This is a genomic window from Delftia sp. SD018 (assembly GCF_017355445.1).
Classification (GTDB): Bacteria; Pseudomonadota; Gammaproteobacteria; order Burkholderiales; family Burkholderiaceae_C; genus Comamonas; species Comamonas acidovorans.
The window spans coordinates 60,434-80,964 of sequence record NZ_JADDRN010000026.1; the positions used below are offsets into that span (position 1 = coordinate 60,434).

19 protein-coding genes are annotated in these 20,531 nt (G+C 60.4%); 10 read left to right on the forward strand and 9 right to left on the reverse strand.

Features of this window, described 5'->3' with window-relative positions:
• Nucleotides 1-57: 57 nt before the first annotated feature.
• The 6 genes from INR38_RS22600 to INR38_RS22625 all read left to right on the forward strand — a co-directional run bounded on the left by INR38_RS22600 (nt 58) and on the right by INR38_RS22625 (nt 7,413).
• A complete protein-coding gene (locus INR38_RS22600; protein ID WP_034393326.1) occupies nt 58-1,467 on the forward strand; it encodes a GntP family permease in 1,410 nt (469 codons plus the stop codon).
• 307 nt (nt 1,468-1,774) lie between these two features.
• On the forward strand, nt 1,775-2,812 hold the full coding sequence (locus tag INR38_RS22605; RefSeq protein ID WP_207443487.1) for an aliphatic amidase: 1,038 nt from the start codon (nt 1,775-1,777) through the stop codon (nt 2,810-2,812).
• Nucleotides 2,813-2,884: 72 nt separating this feature from the next.
• The gene (locus tag INR38_RS22610) at nt 2,885-3,742 is read left to right on the forward strand and encodes a CbbQ/NirQ/NorQ/GpvN family protein (RefSeq protein WP_207443488.1); all 858 of its coding nucleotides are present in this window, start codon (nt 2,885-2,887) and stop codon (nt 3,740-3,742) included.
• Between the two features lie 12 nt (nt 3,743-3,754).
• Complete coding sequence (locus INR38_RS22615) at nt 3,755-5,491, forward strand: VWA domain-containing protein (RefSeq protein WP_207443489.1); 1,737 nt, start codon at nt 3,755-3,757, stop codon at nt 5,489-5,491.
• Nucleotides 5,492-5,572: 81 nt separating this feature from the next.
• Complete coding sequence (locus INR38_RS22620; RefSeq protein ID WP_207443490.1) at nt 5,573-6,721, forward strand: transporter substrate-binding domain-containing protein; 1,149 nt, start codon at nt 5,573-5,575, stop codon at nt 6,719-6,721.
• 2 nt (nt 6,722-6,723) lie between these two features.
• Entirely contained in the window at nt 6,724-7,413 is a 690-nt protein-coding gene (locus tag INR38_RS22625; RefSeq protein WP_207443491.1) for an ANTAR domain-containing protein, read from the forward strand.
• A 626-nt stretch (nt 7,414-8,039) separates the two neighbouring features.
• Here the strand turns inward: INR38_RS22625 and INR38_RS22630 are convergent.
• The 3 genes from INR38_RS22630 to INR38_RS22640 all read right to left on the reverse strand — a co-directional run bounded on the left by INR38_RS22630 (nt 8,040) and on the right by INR38_RS22640 (nt 12,032).
• Complete coding sequence (locus INR38_RS22630) at nt 8,040-9,347, reverse strand: HD domain-containing phosphohydrolase (protein WP_207443492.1); 1,308 nt, start codon at nt 9,345-9,347, stop codon at nt 8,040-8,042.
• Between the two features lie 1,323 nt (nt 9,348-10,670).
• On the reverse strand, nt 10,671-11,237 hold the full coding sequence (locus tag INR38_RS22635) for a hypothetical protein (protein WP_207443493.1): 567 nt from the start codon (nt 11,235-11,237) through the stop codon (nt 10,671-10,673).
• A 165-nt stretch (nt 11,238-11,402) separates the two neighbouring features.
• Nucleotides 11,403-12,032 (reverse strand): hypothetical protein, encoded by a 630-nt coding sequence (locus INR38_RS22640; RefSeq protein WP_207443494.1) that lies wholly within the window; start codon nt 12,030-12,032, stop codon nt 11,403-11,405.
• A gap of 11 nt (nt 12,033-12,043) precedes the next feature.
• Here INR38_RS22640 and INR38_RS22645 point away from each other — a divergent pair, with 11 nt between their 5' ends.
• Nucleotides 12,044-12,271 (forward strand): hypothetical protein, encoded by a 228-nt coding sequence (locus tag INR38_RS22645; protein WP_207443495.1) that lies wholly within the window; start codon nt 12,044-12,046, stop codon nt 12,269-12,271.
• 344 nt (nt 12,272-12,615) lie between these two features.
• Here INR38_RS22645 and INR38_RS28780 read toward each other — a convergent pair whose 3' ends face one another.
• The 4 genes from INR38_RS28780 to INR38_RS28795 all read right to left on the reverse strand — a co-directional run bounded on the left by INR38_RS28780 (nt 12,616) and on the right by INR38_RS28795 (nt 14,364).
• A complete protein-coding gene (locus tag INR38_RS28780; protein WP_242699159.1) occupies nt 12,616-12,816 on the reverse strand; it encodes a hypothetical protein in 201 nt (66 codons plus the stop codon).
• Nucleotides 12,817-12,820: 4 nt separating this feature from the next.
• Complete coding sequence (locus tag INR38_RS28785; RefSeq protein ID WP_347566768.1) at nt 12,821-13,168, reverse strand: LPD38 domain-containing protein; 348 nt, start codon at nt 13,166-13,168, stop codon at nt 12,821-12,823.
• Nucleotides 13,071-13,583 carry an LPD38 domain-containing protein gene (locus INR38_RS28790; RefSeq protein ID WP_242699160.1) on the reverse strand — a complete coding sequence of 171 codons (513 nt, stop codon included), beginning with the start codon at nt 13,581-13,583 and terminating at the stop codon, nt 13,071-13,073. Before INR38_RS28790 ends, INR38_RS28785 begins: the two co-directional genes overlap by 98 nt.
• A gap of 157 nt (nt 13,584-13,740) precedes the next feature.
• Nucleotides 13,741-14,364, reverse strand: coding sequence for a hypothetical protein (locus INR38_RS28795; protein WP_242699161.1), 624 nt, complete (start codon nt 14,362-14,364; stop codon nt 13,741-13,743).
• Between INR38_RS28795 and INR38_RS22655 the strand changes: the two genes are divergently transcribed.
• Together INR38_RS22655 and INR38_RS22660 are read left to right on the forward strand one after the other, a co-directional pair.
• Nucleotides 14,351-14,632 (forward strand): hypothetical protein, encoded by a 282-nt coding sequence (locus INR38_RS22655; protein ID WP_207475997.1) that lies wholly within the window; start codon nt 14,351-14,353, stop codon nt 14,630-14,632. The genes INR38_RS28795 and INR38_RS22655 overlap by 14 nt on opposite strands.
• A 272-nt stretch (nt 14,633-14,904) precedes the next feature.
• Entirely contained in the window at nt 14,905-17,700 is a 2,796-nt protein-coding gene (locus INR38_RS22660; protein WP_242699162.1) for an IPTL-CTERM sorting domain-containing protein, read from the forward strand.
• Nucleotides 17,701-17,782: 82 nt separating this feature from the next.
• On the opposite strand, the gene INR38_RS22665 is transcribed toward INR38_RS22660, so the two are convergent.
• Both INR38_RS22665 and INR38_RS22670 read right to left on the reverse strand, forming a co-directional pair.
• Entirely contained in the window at nt 17,783-18,061 is a 279-nt protein-coding gene (locus INR38_RS22665) for a hypothetical protein (protein WP_242699163.1), read from the reverse strand.
• Between the two features lie 99 nt (nt 18,062-18,160).
• A complete protein-coding gene (locus INR38_RS22670) occupies nt 18,161-19,204 on the reverse strand; it encodes a site-specific integrase (protein WP_123693157.1) in 1,044 nt (347 codons plus the stop codon).
• A 186-nt stretch (nt 19,205-19,390) separates the two neighbouring features.
• Between INR38_RS22670 and dusA the strand changes: the two genes are divergently transcribed.
• Nucleotides 19,391-20,401, forward strand: coding sequence for a tRNA dihydrouridine(20/20a) synthase DusA (gene dusA, locus INR38_RS22675; RefSeq protein WP_207443496.1), 1,011 nt, complete (start codon nt 19,391-19,393; stop codon nt 20,399-20,401).
• Nucleotides 20,402-20,531: the final 130 nt, after the last annotated feature.

A 20,531-nucleotide genomic window follows, 5' to 3' on the forward strand; every position in this document is an offset into this window, starting at 1 on the left:
GTCACCCATCCGCATTTATTCTGTCTTTTTGACTAGAACCACTGGACTGGAGACGATTTGAGTACCCTGGCAATCGTGATTTCATTGGCGGGACTGATGTTCCTGGCCTACCGAGGCATCTCCGTGCTGCTGCTGGCCCCCCTGATGGCCGCCGTGGCTGTGCTGCTGTCCGGCGACCTGGGCCACATGCTGCCGCTGTACACCAGCACCTTCATGGGCGCCCTGGGCAACTACATGCTGCAGTTCTTCCCCGTGTTCCTGCTGGGCGCGCTGTTCGGCCAGTTGATGGCGGACTCGGGCGCGGCCACCGCGATATCGCACTGGATCATGCGCGTGCTGGGCGAGAAGCACGCCATCCTCACGGTGGTTCTGGCCTGCGCCGTGCTCACCTATGGCGGCGTGTCGCTGTTCGTGGTGGCCTTTGCCATCTATCCGATTGCCAAGTCGCTGTTCCGCGCGGCCCATGTGCCCAAGCGGCTGATACCGCCCACCATCGCGCTGGGCTCGTTCACCTTCACCATGACGGCGCTGCCGGGCACGCCGTCCATCCAGAACGCCATTCCCATTCCCTACTACGGCACCAATGTGTTCGCGGCGCCGGGCCTTGGCATCATCGGCGGCATGACCATGCTGGCCCTGGGCCTGTGGTGGCTGCAGTCGCGCGCGGCCAAGGCACGTGTGGCGGGCGAAGGCTACGGCGACCATGACGATGCCGTCGAGCAGGGGCTGCATGAAGAAAGCGATCCCGCCCTGCACAGCCGCCGGGACCTGCCGCTGCTGCTGGCCCTGCTGCCGCTGGTGCTGGTGATCGCGGTCAACGCGCTGCTGACCTACGGCGTGTTCCCGCAGATGGATTTCGGCTTTCTGAAGGAGCGCTTTCCTGCGGTGGACCCTGCCAAGCAGACGGGCCTGTGGGCGCTGATCATGGCCCTGGCCGTGGCCTGCGCCGCACTGGTGCTGCTGGGCCTGGGCCGCTGGCGCAATCTCAAGGAGTCGGTGAACAAGGGCGTGCTGGGCTCCATGCTGCCCATCTTCAACACCGCCTCGGAAGTGGGCTACGGCGCGGTCATCGCGGGGCTGGCGGGCTTTGCCATCATCCGCGAGGCCGTGCTCAACGTCGCACCTCACAACCCGCTGATCTCCGAGGCCGTAGCCATGAACGTGCTGGCTGGCATCACGGGGTCGTCGTCGGGCGGCCTGTCGATTGCGCTGTCCACGCTGGGCAAGGACTACCTGGCCATGGCCGCGCAACTGGGCATCAGCCCCGAGCTGCTGCACCGCGTGGCCGTGATGGCGGCCGGCTGCTTCGACACCCTGCCGCACAGCGGCGCCATCATCACGCTGCTGTCCATCTGCGGCCTCACGCACCGCCAGTCGTACGGCAACATCGCCATCATGACCATTGGCGCGCCACTGCTGGCCCTGGTGCTGGTGATCACGCTCGGCACCATGTTCGGGTCCTTCTGAGGGACCAGGGCGCAGAGCGCGCGCGGAAAATACCACGGCATCGCGCCCGCCACAACCGGCATATGACGTATATGCGCGGGGCGGGTGCATGGCAACAATGCATGCACGGCGATAAGGCATCGCCCCGATTCATTCCCGCATCACCGACAAGACGACATCCGCTGCCAAAGCTGCCAGCGCCGATGTCGGGCAACAAGGCCCGAACCGCTCCCTGACCCGGAGCGGTTCGGGCCTTTTTTTGTTGGCCGGGAATCGATGGGGCAGCGATGCCGCACGCCGCCCCCTCAACCCCTTCAGGAGCAGCAGCATGAGACACGGAGATATTTCCAGCAGCAACGATTGCGTCGGCGTGGCGGTGGTCAACTACAAGATGCCGCGCCTGCACACCAAGGCCGAGGTGCTGGACAACTGCCGCAAGATCGCGGACATGCTGGTGGGCATGAAGCGCGGCCTGCCGGGCATGGACCTGGTGATCTTTCCCGAGTACTCCACGCACGGCATCATGTACGACGCCAAGGAGATGTACGACACGGCCAGCGCCATCCCGGGCGAAGAGACCGAAATCTTCGCAGACGCCTGCCGCAGGGCCAACGTCTGGGGCGTGTTCTCGCTGACGGGCGAGCGCCATGAGGAGCATCCCAACAAGGCGCCATACAACACCCTCATCCTCATGAACAACCAGGGTGAGATCGTGCAGAAGTACCGCAAGATCATGCCCTGGGTGCCCATTGAGGGCTGGTACCCGGGCGACTGCACCTATGTGAGCGAAGGCCCCAAGGGCCTGAAGATCAGCCTCATCATCTGCGACGACGGCAACTACCCCGAGATCTGGCGCGACTGCGCCATGCGCGGCGCCGAGCTCGTCGTGCGCTGCCAGGGCTACATGTACCCGGCCAAGGAGCAGCAGATCATGGTCTCCAAGGCCATGGCCTTCATGAACAACTGCTACGTGGCCGTGGCCAATGCGGCGGGCTTCGACGGCGTGTACTCGTACTTCGGGCACTCGGCCATCATCGGCTTCGACGGCCGCACCCTGGGCGAGACCGGCGAGGAGGAAATGGGCATCCAGTACGCCGAGTTGTCCAAGCACCTGATCCGCGATGCGCGCAAGAACGGCCAGTCGCAGAACCATCTGTTCAAGCTGGTGCACCGCGGCTACACCGGCACCATCAACTCCGGCGACGGGGACAAGGGCGTGGCCGCCTGCCCCTACAACTTCTACAGCCAGTGGGTCAACGACCCCGAGGGCACGCGCGAGATGGTGGAGTCCTTCACACGCACCACCGTAGGCACGCCCGAATGCCCCATCGAAGGCATTCCGCACGAGGGGCCCAAGCACCGCTGACAGCGTCCTGCCTCCGGGCCTGCAGGCCCGGGGGCACGCTCGCCCATGAACACGGAAAGGTGAAGAGTGAAGATGAGCACGACAACAACCACAGGCCCGGTGCCCGCTCCTGCCAGCCAGGCCGCCGACCCGCTGGCGGCCTACCGCATTGAGGAAGAACCCTTCTACCGCCCCTCGGGCCGCGAAGTGCAGCTGTACCGCCAGGCCTACCAGCACCGCATGCCGCTCATCCTCAAGGGCCCCACGGGCTGCGGCAAGACGCGCTTTGTGGAATACATGGCGTGGGCGCTCAAGCGCCCCCTGGTCACGCTGGCCTGCAACGAGGACATGACGGCCTCCGACCTGGTGGGCCGCTACCTGCTGGATGCCGACGGCACGGCCTGGCACGACGGCCCGCTGACCCTGGCCGTGCGCCACGGCGGCATCTGCTACCTGGACGAAGTGGTGGAGGCCCGCCAGGACACCACGGTCGTCATCCACCCGCTGACCGACGCGCGCCGCGCCCTGCCGCTGGACAAGAAGGGCGAGGTGGTCCACGCGCACCCCGACTTCCAGCTGGTGGTTTCCTACAACCCCGGCTACCAGAGCAGCGCCAAGGACATGAAGCCATCGACCCGACAGCGCTTCGCGGCGCTGGACTTCGACTACCCGGCGCCCGAGATCGAGGCGGACATCGTGGCCCACGAGACCGGCATTGCCCCAGCCACCGCTCACAGCCTGGTCAGCCTGGCGCGCAGCACGCGCGAACTGCGCCACCGGGGCCTTGACGAAGGCGCCTCCACCCGCATGCTGATCTACGCGGGCCTGCTGATGCGCGACGGCGTCTCGGTGCACGACAGCTGCGACATGACCATCACCAGCGCCCTGACCGACGACCCCGACACGGCCGCCGCGCTGCGCCAGCTGGTCGAAGCAGAGTTCGGCGCCTGAGGGCCGCGCGCCATGGCCATCGTCTCCGTTGCCTTGCCCGAAGAGCCCCGTCTGCTGCACACGCTGGGCCTGCTGGCCAGCGGCCTGGCGCGCCGGCCTGTCGCCGTGCAGGCGCTGGCCAGGATGCCGGCCAGTGCCCCGGCGCCCGGCCAGGCCCACGCCCTGCCTCCGCGCGCCGTGCTGATCAGCCAGCCTGCCCGGCTGCTGGTTCCCGCCAACTTGCCCATGCAGGCACACCTGTACGCAGCAACGATGGCCCATGCCGCAGCCCATCTGCGCTTCTCGCCCGCCCGCCAGGACAGCAGCGCCCTCAAGCCCATGGGCCAGGCCGTGGTGGGCGCGCTGGAAGATGCGCGCGTGGAGCGGCTGCTGTGCCTGCAGCACCCCGGCGTGCGCCGCTGGTTCGAGGCCTGCATCGCGCCCGAGCCCGACCCATCCGACCTGGGCTTTGCCGCCTTCATGGCCCGGCTGGACCGCATGCTGCTGTGGCCAGGCCGTATGGACGGCAACCACTGGATCCACAAGGCCCGTGACCTGTTCGAGAACACCGCCACGCGCCACGGGCTGGAGGACTACGCCGCATTCCGGGCCATTGCGTCCATCCTGGCCAACGATCTGGGCCAGATGCGCGTGCGCATGGACCCGCAGCACCATGCCGTGCCCAGCATCTACCGTGATGACAACAGCTATCTCTGGCAGCATCCGGAGTCGCCCCAGGGCGAGGAAGACACACTCGCGCTGCAGCAGACCGCTGCGCGCGCGGCCCCTCCTCCATCGGCCGGCGCAGGACAGCAGTCCGATGCACAGGAAGGCCCGTCGCTGGACCTGGACCCAGGCCGGGAACTGTCGCGCCACAGCTATCCCGAATGGGACCGCAGGTCGGAGCGCCTGAAGACGGACTGGTGCACCGTCATCGACACCCTGCCCGCATGGCAGGCCGAGGCTTTGGCCGGGAAAGGCTCCCAGGCCGGCAGACAGACACTGCCGCCCCTGCCGCTGCCACCCGCACGCCAGCTGGACCGGCGCCAGCGCCTGCGCCGCCAGTGGGAAGGCGATGACCTGGACTTCAATGCCGCCATCGAGGTCCAGGTGGACCGCCGCCTGAACCTGCGCCCTGAGCCCCGCCTTTTCATGCGGGCCGGCAAAGGCCCGCGCCCCACCAGCGTGCTGGTGCTGATGGACGCTTCCGAATCGGTCAACACGCCCGGCCCCCACGGCGCCAGATTGCTGGAGCTGGAGAAACAGGCGGCCCTCATGCTGGCCGAATCGCGCGCAGGCCACAGGACCGGCGTGGACCGCCTGGCCATCCACGCCTTCTCGTCCAACACGCGCGCCGAAGTCCGCTACCTGCGCCTGCTGGACTTCGGCCAACCCTTTGCCGCAGCAGCGGTCACCCGGTTGCAGGCACTGCAGGGCCGCCATTCCACCCGCCTGGGCGCCGCCCTGCGCCACGCCAGCAGCCTGCTGGCAGCGGAGCCTGCTGGCCAGCGCCATCTGCTGGTGATCACCGACGGCGCACCCGCCGACATCGACGTGCATGACGATCGCTACCTGATCGAAGACGCGCGCCACGCCGTGCAGCAGGCCCGCGCCGCAGACATACGCATCAGTTGCCTGGCCGTGGACAGCCAGGCAGACAGCTATGTGCGCCATATCTTTGGCGGGCGCAACTACGGCATTGCCGACGACGCGCGGCATCTGCCAAGGCGGCTGTCCCAGATGGGCGCAAGGCTCGCAGCCGGCCGCTGACCACGGGCACCGGCCACGCCAATCTCGATTAACCTGAAGCATGCAAAGAACGCACGCCAGCACCTGGCACAGAAGGAACCCATGAACGACCCCGTCAGAGTCGGCATTCTTTACTCGGCCACCGGCACCACATCGACCATCGGCCAGTCCCAGCTGCAGGGCGCGCAGCTGGCCATTGACGAAATCAACGAGGCGGGCGGCCTGCTGGGGCGTGAACTGGTCGCCGTGCGCTACGACCCGGCCTCCACGCCGGCCCGCTATGCGGCCCTGGCCGAGCAACTCATCGTGCGCGACGGCATCAACGTCATCTTCGGCTGCTACATGTCCAGCAGCCGCAAGGCGGTCATCCCCATCGTCGAGAAATGGAACAAGCTGCTGTTCTATCCCACGCTCTACGAAGGCTTCGAGTTCTCGGGCAATGTCATCTACACGGGCGCCGCGCCCAACCAGAACAGCGTGCAACTGGCCGACTACATGACCAGCAGCTTCGGCGCGCGGGTCTACCTCATCGGCTCGGACTACATCTATCCCTATGAGTCCAACCGCATCATGGGCGAGCTGGTCATGCAGCACCCGGGCAGCGACAAGCTCGGTGAACACTACCTGCCGCTGGACGCCACCGAGCGCGACTACGCGGCCATCATGCAGGACATTCGCGCCAGGCAGCCGGACTTCATCTTCTCCACCGTGGTCGGCGATTCCACTGCCAGCCTCTACCGCGCCTATGCCGATGCGGGTTTCAGCCCGCAGACCATGCCGATTGCCAGCCTCACCACCTCCGAGGCCGAGATCGCCCAGATGGGCGCCGATGTGGCGGCCGGCCACTTCACGGCCGCGCCCTACTTCCAGTCCATCGATTCGCCCGCCAACGCGCGCTGCCTGGCCCGGCTGCGCCAGCGCCTGGGCGACGACTGCCGGCCCAACCTGTGCTGGGAGGCCGCCTACTTTCAGATGCACCTGTTCGCCAACGCATTCCGCCAGGCCGGCAGTGACCGCATAGGCGAGCTGCTGCCCCATCTGCTGGGCAGCGAATTCGACGCGCCCCAGGGCCGCATCCGGCTGGACCCCGACAACCACCACACCTGGCTGCACCCGCGCGTGGGCCGCGCCAATGCACAGGGCGGCTTCACCATCGTGCGCCAGGCCACCCGGGCCGTCTCGCCCGACCCCTACCTGGTCACCCACTCCCTGGGCGACTGGACCGCCAGCCTCGGTGCCCTGGAGAACTGAGCGTGGATGCCGCCCCGAACAAGGACGCAGGCAGCGCGGCCACAGGCCGGCCACTGCTGGAAAGAAAGCCGCTGCTGCGTGCCACCTCGCCCCAACTGAAGGAACTGCGCCAGCTGCGCATTGCCGTCGTCCACCCCGACGACGCGGACGGCCGCCTGCTGGCCCAGCAGCTGCAGCGCATAGGCTGCCAGGTCCAGGCCATCTGGCCGCCCCAGCCCAGCCTGCCCGAGGGCACGGACGTGGTCTTCCTGGCCGTGCGCCCCGATCACCTGCAGTTGAACTACACCTGGACCCAAGGCGAGGGTGAGAGCCCGCCCACCGCCATCGCCGTGGTCAACTACGAGAACCCCACCATCGTCTCCACCGTGCTGGAGCTGCAGGTGCAAGCCATCCTGCCCTCGCCCATCCGCTCCTTCGGCCTGCTGTCCACCCTGGTGCTGGCGCGCAGAAACCACAAGGAATCACGCCAGCAGCAGCAGCGCATCGCCAAGCTCCAGGCCAAGCTGCTGGGCCAGCGCCGCGTGGCCGAAGCCAAGGCCATCCTCATGCAAACCCACCAGATCAACGAAGACCAGGCCTACGACATGATCCGTGCCCAGGCCATGAGCCGGCGCAGCTCGGTGGAGGAGATTGCCCAGGCCATCGTCCATGCGAGCGAAATACTGTCGCTGGGCAAGGGCGTGGGCGGGTAAATCGCGCAGGACTCTCTGCCGCCAGCAGCCATGGCTTGACCCCGGGTAACCAGGGTCCTCTTTTTTTGAACGCACGCAGCGTGTGAAGAAAAAAATGGCTCCCGATGCGGAGCACGCAGGGCTTGTGAATACTTTGATCAATAGTTACCCACCAACCCGCCCACATATGTGAATGTCACTCTCGTTCGATAAGAATCTGATAATGGATTATCAAAATCAATTACTTTGTCAAATTTTGCATCGATTGCAAAATCGGACGACTCTCAGATTAGCATTTCACCCTTAAGCATTGACGTGTTGGGCGTCAACAATAAACCATAGTATCGCGAGGCATAAAATGATAGAAGGCGGATGGTGGAAAGCCTATACCAAAAATGGCCGGTATATAGGACTGATTGAAGGAGATGAATTCATAGTCGGAGACAAGAGAATTTTATACAGAATAAGCAACAGCAAGCTATATTCCACAGAAGTACCGCCTTCACATATAGCTGACATATCAGAAAAACAAGCGATTACATCCAACGGTGAAATTCTGCTGAAGTTCTTCAAGACAAGCAGAGAGCAAAAACCATTAACAACTTGATCAAACCCATACCAAAACAATTACAAAATCTCAAAAATCATCAAACAGCCGAGGCCATGGCACGAATCGGCAACTTCCGGCCAAGATCAACACGCAATTGCATTCTGCGTATCAAGTCTGTCGTCAAAACTCGACCTGCCGTAAGCAATACCAACCCTTCCCTCGATACGAAGTCTTGAGCCAAAATCATTCCTGGCCGGAGCTCCGAACAGGGAACATAAAGTGGGGCTGGGTCGGCAACGGGGGTTGCCTGTATCAAAATCTGCAAGAAAGCATCGACAACCTCTGGATCAAATTGTGTTCCTCTGCCATGCGAAATGAGGGTTCTTGCCTCTGCACAATTTAGGGGCTTGCTGCTTAAATGCCCTATCATCAGGTCATCGTAAAAATCAGCAACCGCTATTATCCGAGCTCCTATTGGAATATCCTTCCCTTTCAGGCCATCAGGGAAACCTGCCCCGTCGAATCGCTCATGGTGGGACCTGACGAGAGTAGCGACCGGGTGCGCATCGTCTATCGGCAGAAGCAACTGTTCTCCCAAGCTGCTGTGATTCCTATATTTTTCCAGCTCTTCATGACTCAAGCTTGGGACGGGCTTGTTCAACATCCCATCGGCAAGAGTAATATGGGCAATATCATGAATGAGCGCAGCAACAAAAGAATTCTGCTGATCTTCTTCGCTTAGCTGCATGATATTTGCGGTTCGACGGGTCAGGTCCGCAACGCGTCTAGAATGCCCTGCAAGCAGCCCGCCCCGCCACTCAAGAAGATTGGAAAACATCCGGATAGCTGCGACGAAATTCTTCTTAAGCTTCCTATGCGCCTCCAACAGTTCGTCGTCGTGCACATGGGCAGTAAGCTCAACAGTTGCATTTAACTCTGCCAGCTCCTTCGTCAGCGCTTTATTTTTTTGATCCAGACGAATAGTCTCATGGCGTGTAATTTTCTGATCGTTTAATTGATCAATAGCATCCAAAAATTGCTCACTATTCCAAGGTTTTACTATGTGACGGTACAAACCCATCAAACGACCAATGCCTTTCGGAATCACAGTTCTACCGTATTCCGAAAGAAAAATCACAAACAGGTCAGGGAACTGTCCAACAATACTCTCCAACCACTGTCCGCCATCCTTGTCAAGCACATGCGTATTGCATATCAACAAGTCAATTCGTTCACCAGAAAACTCCGCCAATGCTTCTGGCGAGCTTGCTGCCATCCGCAGATCATATCCAGCCTGACCAAGCAACAGGTTTAACCCTGCAACGTCCTCTACCTCCGGGTCAATCAACAATGCCTGCAACCGCGATTGCCGTGCAAATGATTCTTGTTTCTCTTCAGCATTCATTTGGCATGCCTCCAATTGCATTATTCGATGCATCGATCAATGAGTCTCAAGAATATGACATCGAAAGGCATTGGTGAAGATAGTAATTCTTTACTAGCATCACGCAAATGAAGATCAAATTCATTCGAATCTTTTCATCCACTTACATGTAGCTACCACAACCAGCCTCGCGCAATGGATGATTTTTGCGTCAGTGATGCCACTCGCTTGGATTCAAGGCAGTCTTGTCGGCGATGGTCAGTGCCGCGCCAGCGTCGGCAAGGCACGTCCCCGTGCACAGGGACGATGGATGCGGCGCCGAACCCACTGCAGCAAAAGGCCAAGCCGGATGTACGCATCGCGGAAATGATGAAAACAGAAAAAAAGCCGGTGCGTTGGAAGAGGTTCGCGCCCTGGTTCAGGAACGCCAGTTGCCCGAGCAGAACGTGTTCCCTGCCAGCTGCTCCAAGGCGAAGAGCTTCGTGGCCATGCCCAGATTCCACGCCCTCCCCCCGAGACGGGTGCTCCCCGGATCGGCCGCGGCAAGCCGCCGAACTGGATCAACGGCAAGAACCGCAGGCAATTCCTGATCGAAAAGGCCAAAAGTTAGGCGGCGTGCAGCCGATACACCAAGCAAGGAGGTGCGCGCCAAGTCTAGGCGGCGCCTCAAGCCCCTTGGGTGCGTGCGCGCCAGGGGCTTTTTCTTTGGAGATTGACCCTACCGAACTGGACCGTGAGCTTGGAGGCCTGGAGGTCACCCAGGCCAGAGGCCTGCAGGCGTGCGATGTCGGCCTTTTTGCTACGGCCCAACTCAGTCACGTTTTCAGCTACGCTGACATAGTCCCACAGCGACTCCCCCACTGAAACTCTCTTGTGCTGCATCTGCCAGATGCACGCTCCTGCTCAATTTCATACACGCGCCTACGCAGACACTCGTCCGCCAAGACCGTCCGATGAAGGCCGGACTCTCGCTGTGGATGAAGGTACCGTTCCCATTGGCAGGACCTGTACGGTGTCAGCCAGCGAGCCGCCTGCCTGCTTGTGTGCGGTGATCATTCCGATTGAGTGCTTAGAGTTGAACAAATAGGAAAACGGGGTTGTATGGCGAAGAATCAGGCAACGACGCCAGAGCAAAAAACCCAATCAGATCAATGAGAAACGTAGAAAATCAAGCACCTGCCAGCATGTGGCGCATGTCCGTGGCGCCCATGATGGATGGGATCCACAATACAAAAAAATCCTTTAAAAACAAAGAACTACAACATCATTAAAAAGATCCGTAGCAACATCGTAGTGTGATCACTACACCTCGGCGTTGCTTCAGATCCTCGATGACGCACATGCTCAGTACTTTGCAGGCGCTAGTTGCTTCATCTCAACTTTCTTCCAGCTTCCCTTTTCTGATTGCCTGATAGTTATTCTCTGGCGCTCAGTAGGACAGCAGTTTGCGTCCTTCTCACCATAATCTCTGGTATCCAGGATCAGTGAGTTTTTTGTAGCTCCTACTAGCCGCTCTACCGATCTCGGCAATGGAGAATCAATTTGTGGCTCGGACTCTGACGCACTGACATAGAAGGTGTCTCCGCTACCAACACGAACAATCGCAATGTGAGCTCCGGATGAGCCAGAGCCGCCGTTACACCCGATGTCTCCCGACCAAATAACGGCGAACTTTGCATCAAGTCGATTTTCCATCGACTGATACGGAATCATTGCGGCAATCTCTTTCGATGTGGGAGCCACGTCCATGCAACCGATGGCCGTCCCATAGTGAGAAACGGCTTCAATAATGCGCTTAGTTTGCTCTTTTATTGAAGGAGCATCTAGGCCTTGCGCCGATGAAGCACAAACGAAACAGGCTGTACTTATCCAAATAATTGCATCACGGTATTTTTTGAAAAATAATTTCATTTGCACTATTTATTTAGATAAACAACATGCATGCGACAAGAAATATCGCCTCATAAAATATATCAGCACCCGCAATGCAATTCTGACAGAAATCCGACAGACAGATTATAAATTGAAAAGCACTTGACCGAATCGAGTGCTTTTATAAATCAATCAATAAATCTTCTAAATATTCGGCGTCAAATTCATAATAGAGCTAAGAAAGTTTCCGCGCATTTGTCTAACTTTACTTCTGACAACCGGCGCAGTTTCTAGCACGACCGCTTTGTCTAACAAAACAGATTGAGATCTCCCATACAAATCCGCCTCGGCATTATTCCACTTAAAAAATAGAACCTGCTGAAGATTTTTTGCAGCCCTCAGATACAGGAGAGCAAGACTCACAACCACAAAATCGTCCTTCATGCTAGCAAACCCGACTTGGAATTGAGAAATTTTCGACTGAAATGTTTCTTTTTTCCAAAGCGTAATCCACTCGCCTTCGTCCATTTTATCTAACGACTCAAGAAGTGCCTTTGCTAGCAGCAGTCCTCCGGTTGCTCCTCCCGCCACAGCTGCTAGCAAACCAATGATTGCTTGATGCACCTGTGCTGCCTTTCCCGCCGATTTATAGTCACTAGATAGCAATCCACTTACTGCCCATCCGCATGCTTCCAGAACGCGCAGATAGGCTTCAAACCATTCTTTCGGAGATGATTCAAAATTCTGCACACTATCGGCGTAGTATTTAGCAAGTATTAAAGAGTCAGCTATAGCTTCCCGCAAAATTGCATCAACTCCAGCTTCGTAGGTCATTAACGTAGAGCTTGCTATTACTGCTTGGCTTTTTGACTTATCAAAGACGATATTCGCGTCAACCTGCGCTTGCAAAACTGCTGGTGCTGGTGCTGGTGCTGGTGCTGGTGCTGGTGCTGGTGCTGGTGCTGGTGCTGGTGCTGGTGCTGGTGCTGGTGCTGGTGCTGGTGCTGGTGCTGGTGCTGGTGCTGGTGCTGGTGCTGGTGCTTCTTGCTCATCTTCCTCAACCAATTGGTTGAGTAGTTCGAACCCATTACTGTCTATGAGCTTTAACTTTGCGCCCAACAATTGCTTGCTAGTGAAAAGATCAGCACGTTTTGCCCTAAGAGCAAAATCAACCACAAGTGCAGCGGGATTATCTCTGGAAATATCTAAGCCGTTCAAAAAGGCAATTTTATCGGCCAAATCTGAGGTTGCCATATCTTTCTCCTTTTCGTTGAAACGACTGTCACGGTATCACTCAATTATGCCCTCTTGATGAAATAAAATTACATAGGGATAACATGAATTGCATGATTGCACGCACTAAAAATAGTCTATCCATGGGAATGAGCAATCATTATTACCAGACTAAAATAATTGATCAATGCAAAGAATACTCATACGCTTGGTTCAGCAGCCGCATTGAAAGCTCGATCTCCTGATTGATCGCTTTCACCTGATCGCGCTTGCCCGTAGCCTCGCTCGCCTGCACGCTACGGCGGTACTTGCGAAGGTCCGAGATCTTCTTGTCCAGCGCCTTCGCTGCGCCATGAGCCCTGGCCAGCGGCACATCCGCCAGCACGGCATCAGCATGCCTCGCCCCGCTGACCCCGGGCTTTGAACTCGTTCTCGCTGATGTTGATGCGCTTGAGGTTCTCGTAGTAGGCGTTGCCCTGGCCGTTAGCGCCGCGCGTGTTCCCGTAGAGGCGGCCCGCCAGCACGATCTGGTGCGGCGCCAGTTCCTCGCCAGTGAAGGCGAACGTGGTCATGGCCGCGGCCTTGTTCAGCTCGCGGCCCACGCCGCCAGTGATCTGCTCCACCAAATACTCGATGGCCTCAGGCGTTGCGCTGACAGCACCGGGTCGCCATTCGTTGCCGCCCGTCGCGGCATTGGCAAAGGAGGCCAGCCAGCGGTAAGGCTTTCGCGGTCGAATCCTTCACCCGGCTCGCGCCTGGCATCGGGTCGTTTGAACTCCGGTCCCCTCGGTAGATCTCCCGGCCTGTCCAATCCTTGTTGCGAGCCAGGGCCAGCGCGGGATCAAACCAGGTAGGCGATGCCATCTGCCCCAGATCAGCGGACCCGCCCAGCGGGTTGTAGGCATCGAGGGCTAGTGCAGCCATGCCCAGGACGTGACCCATTCGGTTCTTGGTCGGATCGTCGTGCACGGCCATCTCCACGATGATCCGCCCGATGTCGGGGAACACATGAAACCCCAGCGGCAGCGGGATGGCCACATAGTCCTGTCGGCCCAGCGGAATGATGATGGACCGTTCTTTCACAAAGTCCGGGATCTTCTTCCGCTCGTCGTCCGCGCCATCGCCGCCGCCCATCATCAGGTAGCCCGCCATGGCCGACACCATGCCCAGGGCCCCCCGCCCATCATGACCTTGCGCCCGGCCGGCCCAGCCAGCGTCTCCAGCATGCGCTTGTTGCCCCGTATCGCCGCGTTCAGGAAAGCGAAGTGCGTGCCGGCCACGGGCATGTTTCGTCCCATGCGGTTGAAGTTCACCGTGATGTTCTTGGCAATGCTAGAGGCCTCTTGGCGGCTGATGCCCTGGTCCAGCGCAGCCTTGTAGACGCCCAGGCGCGTTGTGGCTTCCAGGGTCTCATGGAAGCCCGACAGCCAGGCCAGCAGTGCGCGGCCGTTGCCAACCACCTTGCGCCCACCTGGTCCAGCGCCCTCTGCAGTGCCTTGGCGCAGTCCTTGGGATCGGCGTGCAGGTCACGGTAGCGGGTGGTGCCGCCGCCCAGCTGCAGATGCTCCCACAACTTGGCCCATTCGCTTGTGCCGGCGCTCTCCTCCCTGCGCTCGCGGCGCAGATCCTTGTAGATGGAGCGGGTGTTGCGCCGGATGTTGCGGAACACCTCGGCCTGCTTGCCAGCCAGCGGCGTGGTGGACAGCTGCAGCATGGCGCCCTGCAGGTCGCGCGCCAGGTTCATGACGCCGAACACCGGGTTGTACTGAGTGTTGACGGATGCGAACCAGCACGTGATCCAGGCCGCGCCCCGCGTGAACCTGTCCAGCTCCATGGCGTCCATGTTCTTCATGGCTATGGCCAGGCGCACGGCTTTCTCGTTGCGCTCGTTGAACACGATGTACTGATCTTTGCCACCTATGCGCACGGACACGACATTGGCGCGCAGCTTCGCCGCGTGGTCCACCATCGTGCGCACCAGGCCGGTAGCCGGACATGCCGTTGCCCGCGTCAGCCGCGTCGTCGTTGCTCTCTTCCTCCACTTCCGCATCGAGAGGGAAGCGACCCAGGGCCGCCAGCGCTGCTGCGTTGTCGGTGTCAGGGTCGTACTTGTCGTCGTCTTCCATGGCCTCGCGCTCGGCGTCGGACAGGAGGCGCAGGTTGTCGTCGTTCAAGCTCATGTGCGTCCTTACGTGGTTTGAATCACGGCAGGTTGGCAGGCTTGGTACGAGTGGGGAACATCGTGAAAAATCCGCCGACAACCATCCTTACCCAACGACGCTGGCCATTTGCACAGAGAAATCAGTGATAGGAAAATATACTTTTTATTACTAAAATCACTGGGCGCTACTCTAGCCATTGACAGCAACGAGTGCATTCAAGCTATGTTTTTTTCGAGACTTAATCGCAATAATTGAGAAGAATTTCTCAATAGCAAAAGCATTCTTCCAAATATAAAACCAGGTAATTAGCTATGGCCTACATGATAAAAATTCCGCAAAAAATACGGCTCTTACCGTGGTTTCTTCGAGCGATCGCCGTTTTTTTCTTGCAATTGTTCATGTTGGCAGCTTCGTCCCATGCGGCGGCGCCAGTTATCACCAACCCCGTCACAGGAAGCGCGCTACCTACCGTCGCCGTAGGACAGTCCATGAGCATCACCATATCGTCCATAGGGGGCACAATGCCTTTGGACATGTGGGTAGAGTGTGACGCAAACGACCCAGACTATGACGGAGTGACGCCTTGCCTCCCGCCAGGACTCATACTGGACGCTTCGCCAGGCTCGGCGACCACGGTCTTGCATGGCACCCCTACCACAGCCGGCGCGTATACCTTCAGCATCACTCTGAATGACGGCCACAACGACGGTGGTGTGGCCACGTATCACCTGTTGGTCACCAGTTCCGCTGTGCCCACGCTGACGAACCTCGCCCCCAACAGCGGCAGCACCGCCGGCAGCACCTCGGTCACGCTCACCGGTAACAATCTGACGGGCGCCACTGCAGTCAGCTTCGGAGGTACAGCTGCCTTGGGCTACACCGTCAACAACGCCACTACAATTACGGCCACCACGCCAGCCCATGCGGCAGGCGCTGTGAATGTTTCGGTCACTACGCCTGGCGGTTCGGCCACTCTTACCAATGGATATACCTATAACGTGCCGGTGCCTGTTGCAGGGGCAGTGAGCGCCACGGTCGCAGCCAACAGCAGCGCCAACCCCATCACACTGAGCCTCAGTGGCGGCACCGCCACCAGCGTGGCAGTCGCCAGCGCAGCCAGCCACGGCACTGCCACGGCCAGCGGAACCAGCGTCACTTACACACCCACGGCTGGTTACTCGGGCCCGGACAGCTTCACCTATACCGCCACCAATACCACAGGCACCTCCAGCCCGGCCACGGTGTCCATCACGGTCAGTGCCCCGATCCTTGCCATAGCCCCGGCCAGCCTGCCCAACGGCTTCGTCAATTTCCCCTACAACGCCACCGTTTCGGCATCAGGGGGGACCGCGCCCTACACCTATGCCATTACCGCTGGAAGTCTTGTTCCCGGACTGGCCCTGAATACCTCCACCGGATTGATCAGCGGCACGCCCTTCGCCAGTGGCACCGCCAACCTGACCATTACCGCCACAGATGCCAACAGTGCCACGGGATCAAGAGCCTACACATTCGTGATCGCACCCCAGGCGCCTGTCGCTGGACCAGTAAGCGCCACAGTAGCCGCCAACAGCAGTTCCAATCCCATCACGCTGAATCTCAGCGGCGGCGCTGCTGTCAGTGTGGCGGTCGCAAGCGCAGCCAGCCACGGCACTGCCACGGCCAGCGGGACCAGCATCACTTACACACCCACGGCAGGCTACTCAGGCCCGGACAGCTTCACCTATTCCGCCACCAATGCCACAGGCACTTCCAGCCCGGCCACGGTATCCGTCACCGTCAGCGCTCCGACAATTGCGCTAACTCCCACCAGCCTGCCCAACGGCACGACCGGCTCAAGCTACAGCACCACCTTGTCTGCCTCCGGTGGGATGGCGCCCTACACCTACACCATTACCGCTGGCACTCTTCCCATCGGGCTGAGCCTGACCGTCTCTACCGGACTGATCAGCGGTACGCCCTCCTCCAGTGGTACCACCAACCTGACCATCACGGCAACAGATGCCAACGGTGCCACGGGATCAAGAGCCTACACATTTGCAATCAATGCCCAAGCGCCCGTCGCCGGCGCCGTCAGCGCCACGGTTGCTGCCAACAGCAGTGCCAACCCCATCACACTGAACCTTAGCGGCGGCGCAGCCACTAGCGTGGCCATCGCCAGCGCAGCCAGCCACGGCACTACCACGGCCAGCGGGACCAGCGTCACTTACACACCGACAACCGGTTACTCAGGCCCTGACAGCTTCACCTACATCGCCACCAATGCCAGCGGCACTTCCAGCCCGGCCACGGTATCCATCACCGTCAGTGCCCCGACCTTGGCTGTGGCGCCGGCTTCCCTGAACGCAGGGCTCCAAGGCACCACATATAGCGCCACGATCAGCGCGTCGGGTGGCACCGCTCCCTATAGCTACACCATCAGTTCAGGCAGCCTTCCAGCAGGTATGTCCCTCAATACATCGACGGGCACCATCAGCGGAACCCCTTCCTCCAGCGGCACCAGCAGCTTTACAGTGACGGCCACGGATGCCAACGGTGCCACAGGCTCACGGGCCTATTCAGTAGCTGTGACAGCACCGGTCGCCGAAACCGTACCGCTGCCCGGCAACGCAGGCAATGCGTCCGTACTGGTCACCAGCACCCAGGCGGGTTGCACGGTGTCCCCCGGAACCCTTCGCATCAGTGCGTCGGGCATTCCCAGTGCACCGGCGAATGCATCCTTCCCAGTGGGTGCGCTGTTCTTCAGTACCACTGGCTGCGCAGGCGCCAAGCTACAGGTGCAGGTGGACTACCCGGCCGGCAGCCTGGCGGGGTTGACGATGCAAAAATATGGGCCCCACGGACAGCCGCCCATGCAAATCGGCTGGTTCACGCCGCCGGACCTGGCTGTCAATGGCAATTCGGTGAGCTATAGCGTCACGGATGACGGCGAAGGCGACAACGAGACCACCGTGCCGGGCGTGATCATGGATCCTTTCGCGCCCATGTTGCTGGCGGCACCTGCAGCCTCGCATGCAATTCCCACGATTTCTGAGTGGGGCCTCATCGTGTTGTCGGCGCTGATGTCAATTTTCGGACTGGCAAGAATGCGGCGACGACAAGTCTGAGACAAAAGCCACCTCCGGGTGGCTTTTCCTTTTGCCCGCCCGCGCGCTCGTCAACGCGACGTGTTGGGCCAGGAATCACTCATCAGGGCTGCATCAGTTGCATGCCCATCAGCTTTGCTGCCATATCCGCATACGCTGCGCGGCAGTCTTCAAATACGACTCCGAGGGCAGTGGCGTACTCAAGGACGGCGGCGGGGGGAGCGTTGGCAAGTCGGCGGGCAGCATCTGCGGATTGCTCGCGCAGGCTGTAAGAGACAATGCGCAGGTCATCAAGCTCACGGCGCAGCAGCGCCTCACGGGTTCGGGCGGCATTCAGCGCCTCCTGGTAGTTGGTGTTGATGGACTGCTCTGCGCGGCGCACTCGGGCGTCGGCCGCGCGCTGGGCTGTGCTGACAGCCAGCTTTTCGCCTGTAGCTGCAGTGCGGGCCTCGGCCAGGTCAGCGCCCAGGCGGGCGCCCTGTTAGCTCCAGGCCAAGAAGGCGGCCAGACTGGCGGCGACCAGATGGGTGATGGAGCGCACGCTCATTGCTGTACGTCCAATGCTTGCGGCATACCGCTTCAACGTGGCCCAGCTTTCATGCAATGTGAACTGGGCAACCTCCTGAATGCTGTATCCCTTCTCGAAAAGCCTGCTCGTCGCCTCATGACGCAAGTCGTGGAAGTGCAGGTCCTCAATGCCAAGGACATGGCAAGCCCGAGTGAATGCAGCTCCGACTGATCTGTTGTTGTAGGGGAATACGAATTCCGCTCCCTCTTCCCTCGACTGACTTTTGATGATGTCGGCTGCCGCATTGAGCACCCGAAAGCACCGCCGGTTGCCCTTCTTCATGCGGGGGTGCTTCACGTCATCCAGCCACGCAACCCCCTTCTCGAAATCCACATCGTCCCAACGCAGGCGGCATATCTCCTCCTGGCGCCGCGCCGTGAGCAGCGCGAACTGCATGATGTCGCGCATGGGGATCGACGCCCGGCCGTCGCGGCTGGCGAAGTGCTCCAGCAGCCTGGCCTCTTCCTCGGGCAGCAGCCGGCGCGAGCGCTGAGCCGGCTTGGCGATCACCCGCGTGCGCATCAGTTCGGACTTGGCGCGGTCCAGCACCTGCAGCGGCGCATCGATGCCGCGCGCGGCCGAAGCATGCAGGAAGACCTGGCGCAGCCACACCATGTCATTGAGCGCGGTGGCGGGGCCGGCCTCGCCTTCCGTGCGCCGCTTCTTGGTGTAGCCCATCAGATCCTGCACCGTGAGCTTGGTGGCCTGTAGGTCAGCCCGACCAGAGGCCTGCAGGCGCGCGATGTCGGCCTTTTTGCTACGGCCCCACTCAGTCACGTTTTCGGCCGCACTGACATAATCCCGCAGTGGCTCCCCCACTGAAATTTTCTTGTGCACAGCTTGGCAGGAAGCGCGCTCCTGGTCCATTTCGTACTCGCGCCTGCGCAGCCGCTCGTTGGCCAGCACTTTCCGACGGTAGGTCTGGCTTTCGCGGTGGACGAACGTGCCGTTCTCCATCAGCCGGATCTGTGCGGTGCAGGCAAGCGAGCAAGCAAGCCGTGTGCGCGCTTGCGTGAAGTGATGCTCCCATCTGTTTTGCTACAGGTGAAGGATGTAGCAAAGCCAGCGAGAAAATCAGCAAAAACGGGGTTGAATGGCGAAGAATCAGGCAACGACGCCAGAGCAAAAAACCCAATCAGATCAATGACAAACGTAGAAAATCAAGCACCTGCCAACATGTGGCGCATGTCCGTTGCGCCCATGATGGACTGGACCGACAAGCACTGCCGCTACCTGCACCGGCTTCTGAGCCGCCACACCTTGCTCTACACAGAGATGGTGACGACGGGCGCTCTGCTGCATGGGGATGTGCCGCGGCATCTGCGTTTCGAGGCCGAGGAACACCCGGTGGCACTGCAGCTCGGTGGCAGCGAGCCTTCCGATCTGGCGCAGGCTGCGCGGCTGGGGGCGCAGTGGGGGTATGACGAGATCAACCTCAATTGCGGCTGCCCCAGCGAGCGGGTGCAGCGCGGCGCGTTTGGCGCCTGCCTGATGAATGAGGCCCCGCTGGTGGCCGATTGCGTGAAGGCGATGGTGGATGTGGTGGATGTGCCCGTCACGGTGAAGCACCGCATTGGCATCGACAAGGATGAGAGCTACGAGTTCGTGCGCGATTTCGTGGGCACGGTGGCGGATGCGGGCTGCCGCGTGTTCATCGTGCATGCCCGCAATGCCTGGCTCAAGGGCCTGTCGCCCAAGGAAAACCGCGAGATCCCGCCGCTGCGCTACGAGATCGTGGCCCGGCTCAAGCAGGATTTTCCGGAACTGACCATTGCCATCAACGGCGGCATCAAGGCCGATGCCACGGTGCAGGAACTGCTGCAGCAGGTCGATGGCGTGATGGTGGGCCGCGAGGCCTATCACAACCCCTGGTGGCTGGCCTCGTGGGATGCGCTGTACTACGGCGATGCGAGCGTGGAGCACACGCGCGAGTCCATCGAGGAGCAGATGGTGGCGTATATGGAGCGCGAGGCGCGCACGCATGGCACGCACTGGTACTCCGTCGCGCGGCATATGTTGGGGTTGCGCAACGGGCTGGCGGGGGCGCGCCGCTGGCGCCAGGTGTGGAGCAATCACCAGCTCAAGCAATTGCCGCCTTCAGAGGTGATGCGGCTTGCGCGCACCAAACCGGCCGAGGCGGCGCTTGCCGCCTAGCGCGGGGGACTGCATTGCAGGATGGCCAGGGCTGAGGCGGCCGCTCGCCCAGGCCTATCGGTAAAAACTATCACTTACGCGACAGCATCAAAGGGGTTTTACTACCAATTTTCTTAGCTTGCTGCTGATA

Excerpts from the sequence above, each read along its gene's own strand:
- dusA (WP_207443496.1), top strand. The coding sequence starts at position 19,391 with ATGACAAACGTAGAAAATCAAGCACCTGCCAACATGTGGCGCATGTCC.
- INR38_RS22610 (WP_207443488.1), top strand. The coding sequence starts at position 2,885 with ATGAGCACGACAACAACCACAGGCCCGGTGCCCGCTCCTGCCAGCCAG.
- INR38_RS28790 (WP_242699160.1), bottom strand. The coding sequence starts at position 13,583 with ATGGCGGGCTACCTGATGATGGGCGGCGGCGATGGCGCGGACGACGAG.
- INR38_RS22640 (WP_207443494.1), bottom strand. The coding sequence starts at position 12,032 with ATGACCTACGAAGCTGGAGTTGATGCAATTTTGCGGGAAGCTATAGCT.
- INR38_RS22620 (WP_207443490.1), top strand. The coding sequence starts at position 5,573 with ATGAACGACCCCGTCAGAGTCGGCATTCTTTACTCGGCCACCGGCACC.
- INR38_RS22635 (WP_207443493.1), bottom strand. The coding sequence starts at position 11,237 with ATGAAATTATTTTTCAAAAAATACCGTGATGCAATTATTTGGATAAGT.
- INR38_RS22655 (WP_207475997.1), top strand. The coding sequence starts at position 14,351 with ATGCGCACGGACACGACATTGGCGCGCAGCTTCGCCGCGTGGTCCACC.
- INR38_RS22630 (WP_207443492.1), bottom strand. The coding sequence starts at position 9,347 with ATGAATGCTGAAGAGAAACAAGAATCATTTGCACGGCAATCGCGGTTG.
- INR38_RS22605 (WP_207443487.1), top strand. The coding sequence starts at position 1,775 with ATGAGACACGGAGATATTTCCAGCAGCAACGATTGCGTCGGCGTGGCG.
- INR38_RS22670 (WP_123693157.1), bottom strand. The coding sequence starts at position 19,204 with ATGGAGAACGGCACGTTCGTCCACCGCGAAAGCCAGACCTACCGTCGG.
- INR38_RS22615 (WP_207443489.1), top strand. The coding sequence starts at position 3,755 with ATGGCCATCGTCTCCGTTGCCTTGCCCGAAGAGCCCCGTCTGCTGCAC.
- INR38_RS22660 (WP_242699162.1), top strand. The coding sequence starts at position 14,905 with ATGGCCTACATGATAAAAATTCCGCAAAAAATACGGCTCTTACCGTGG.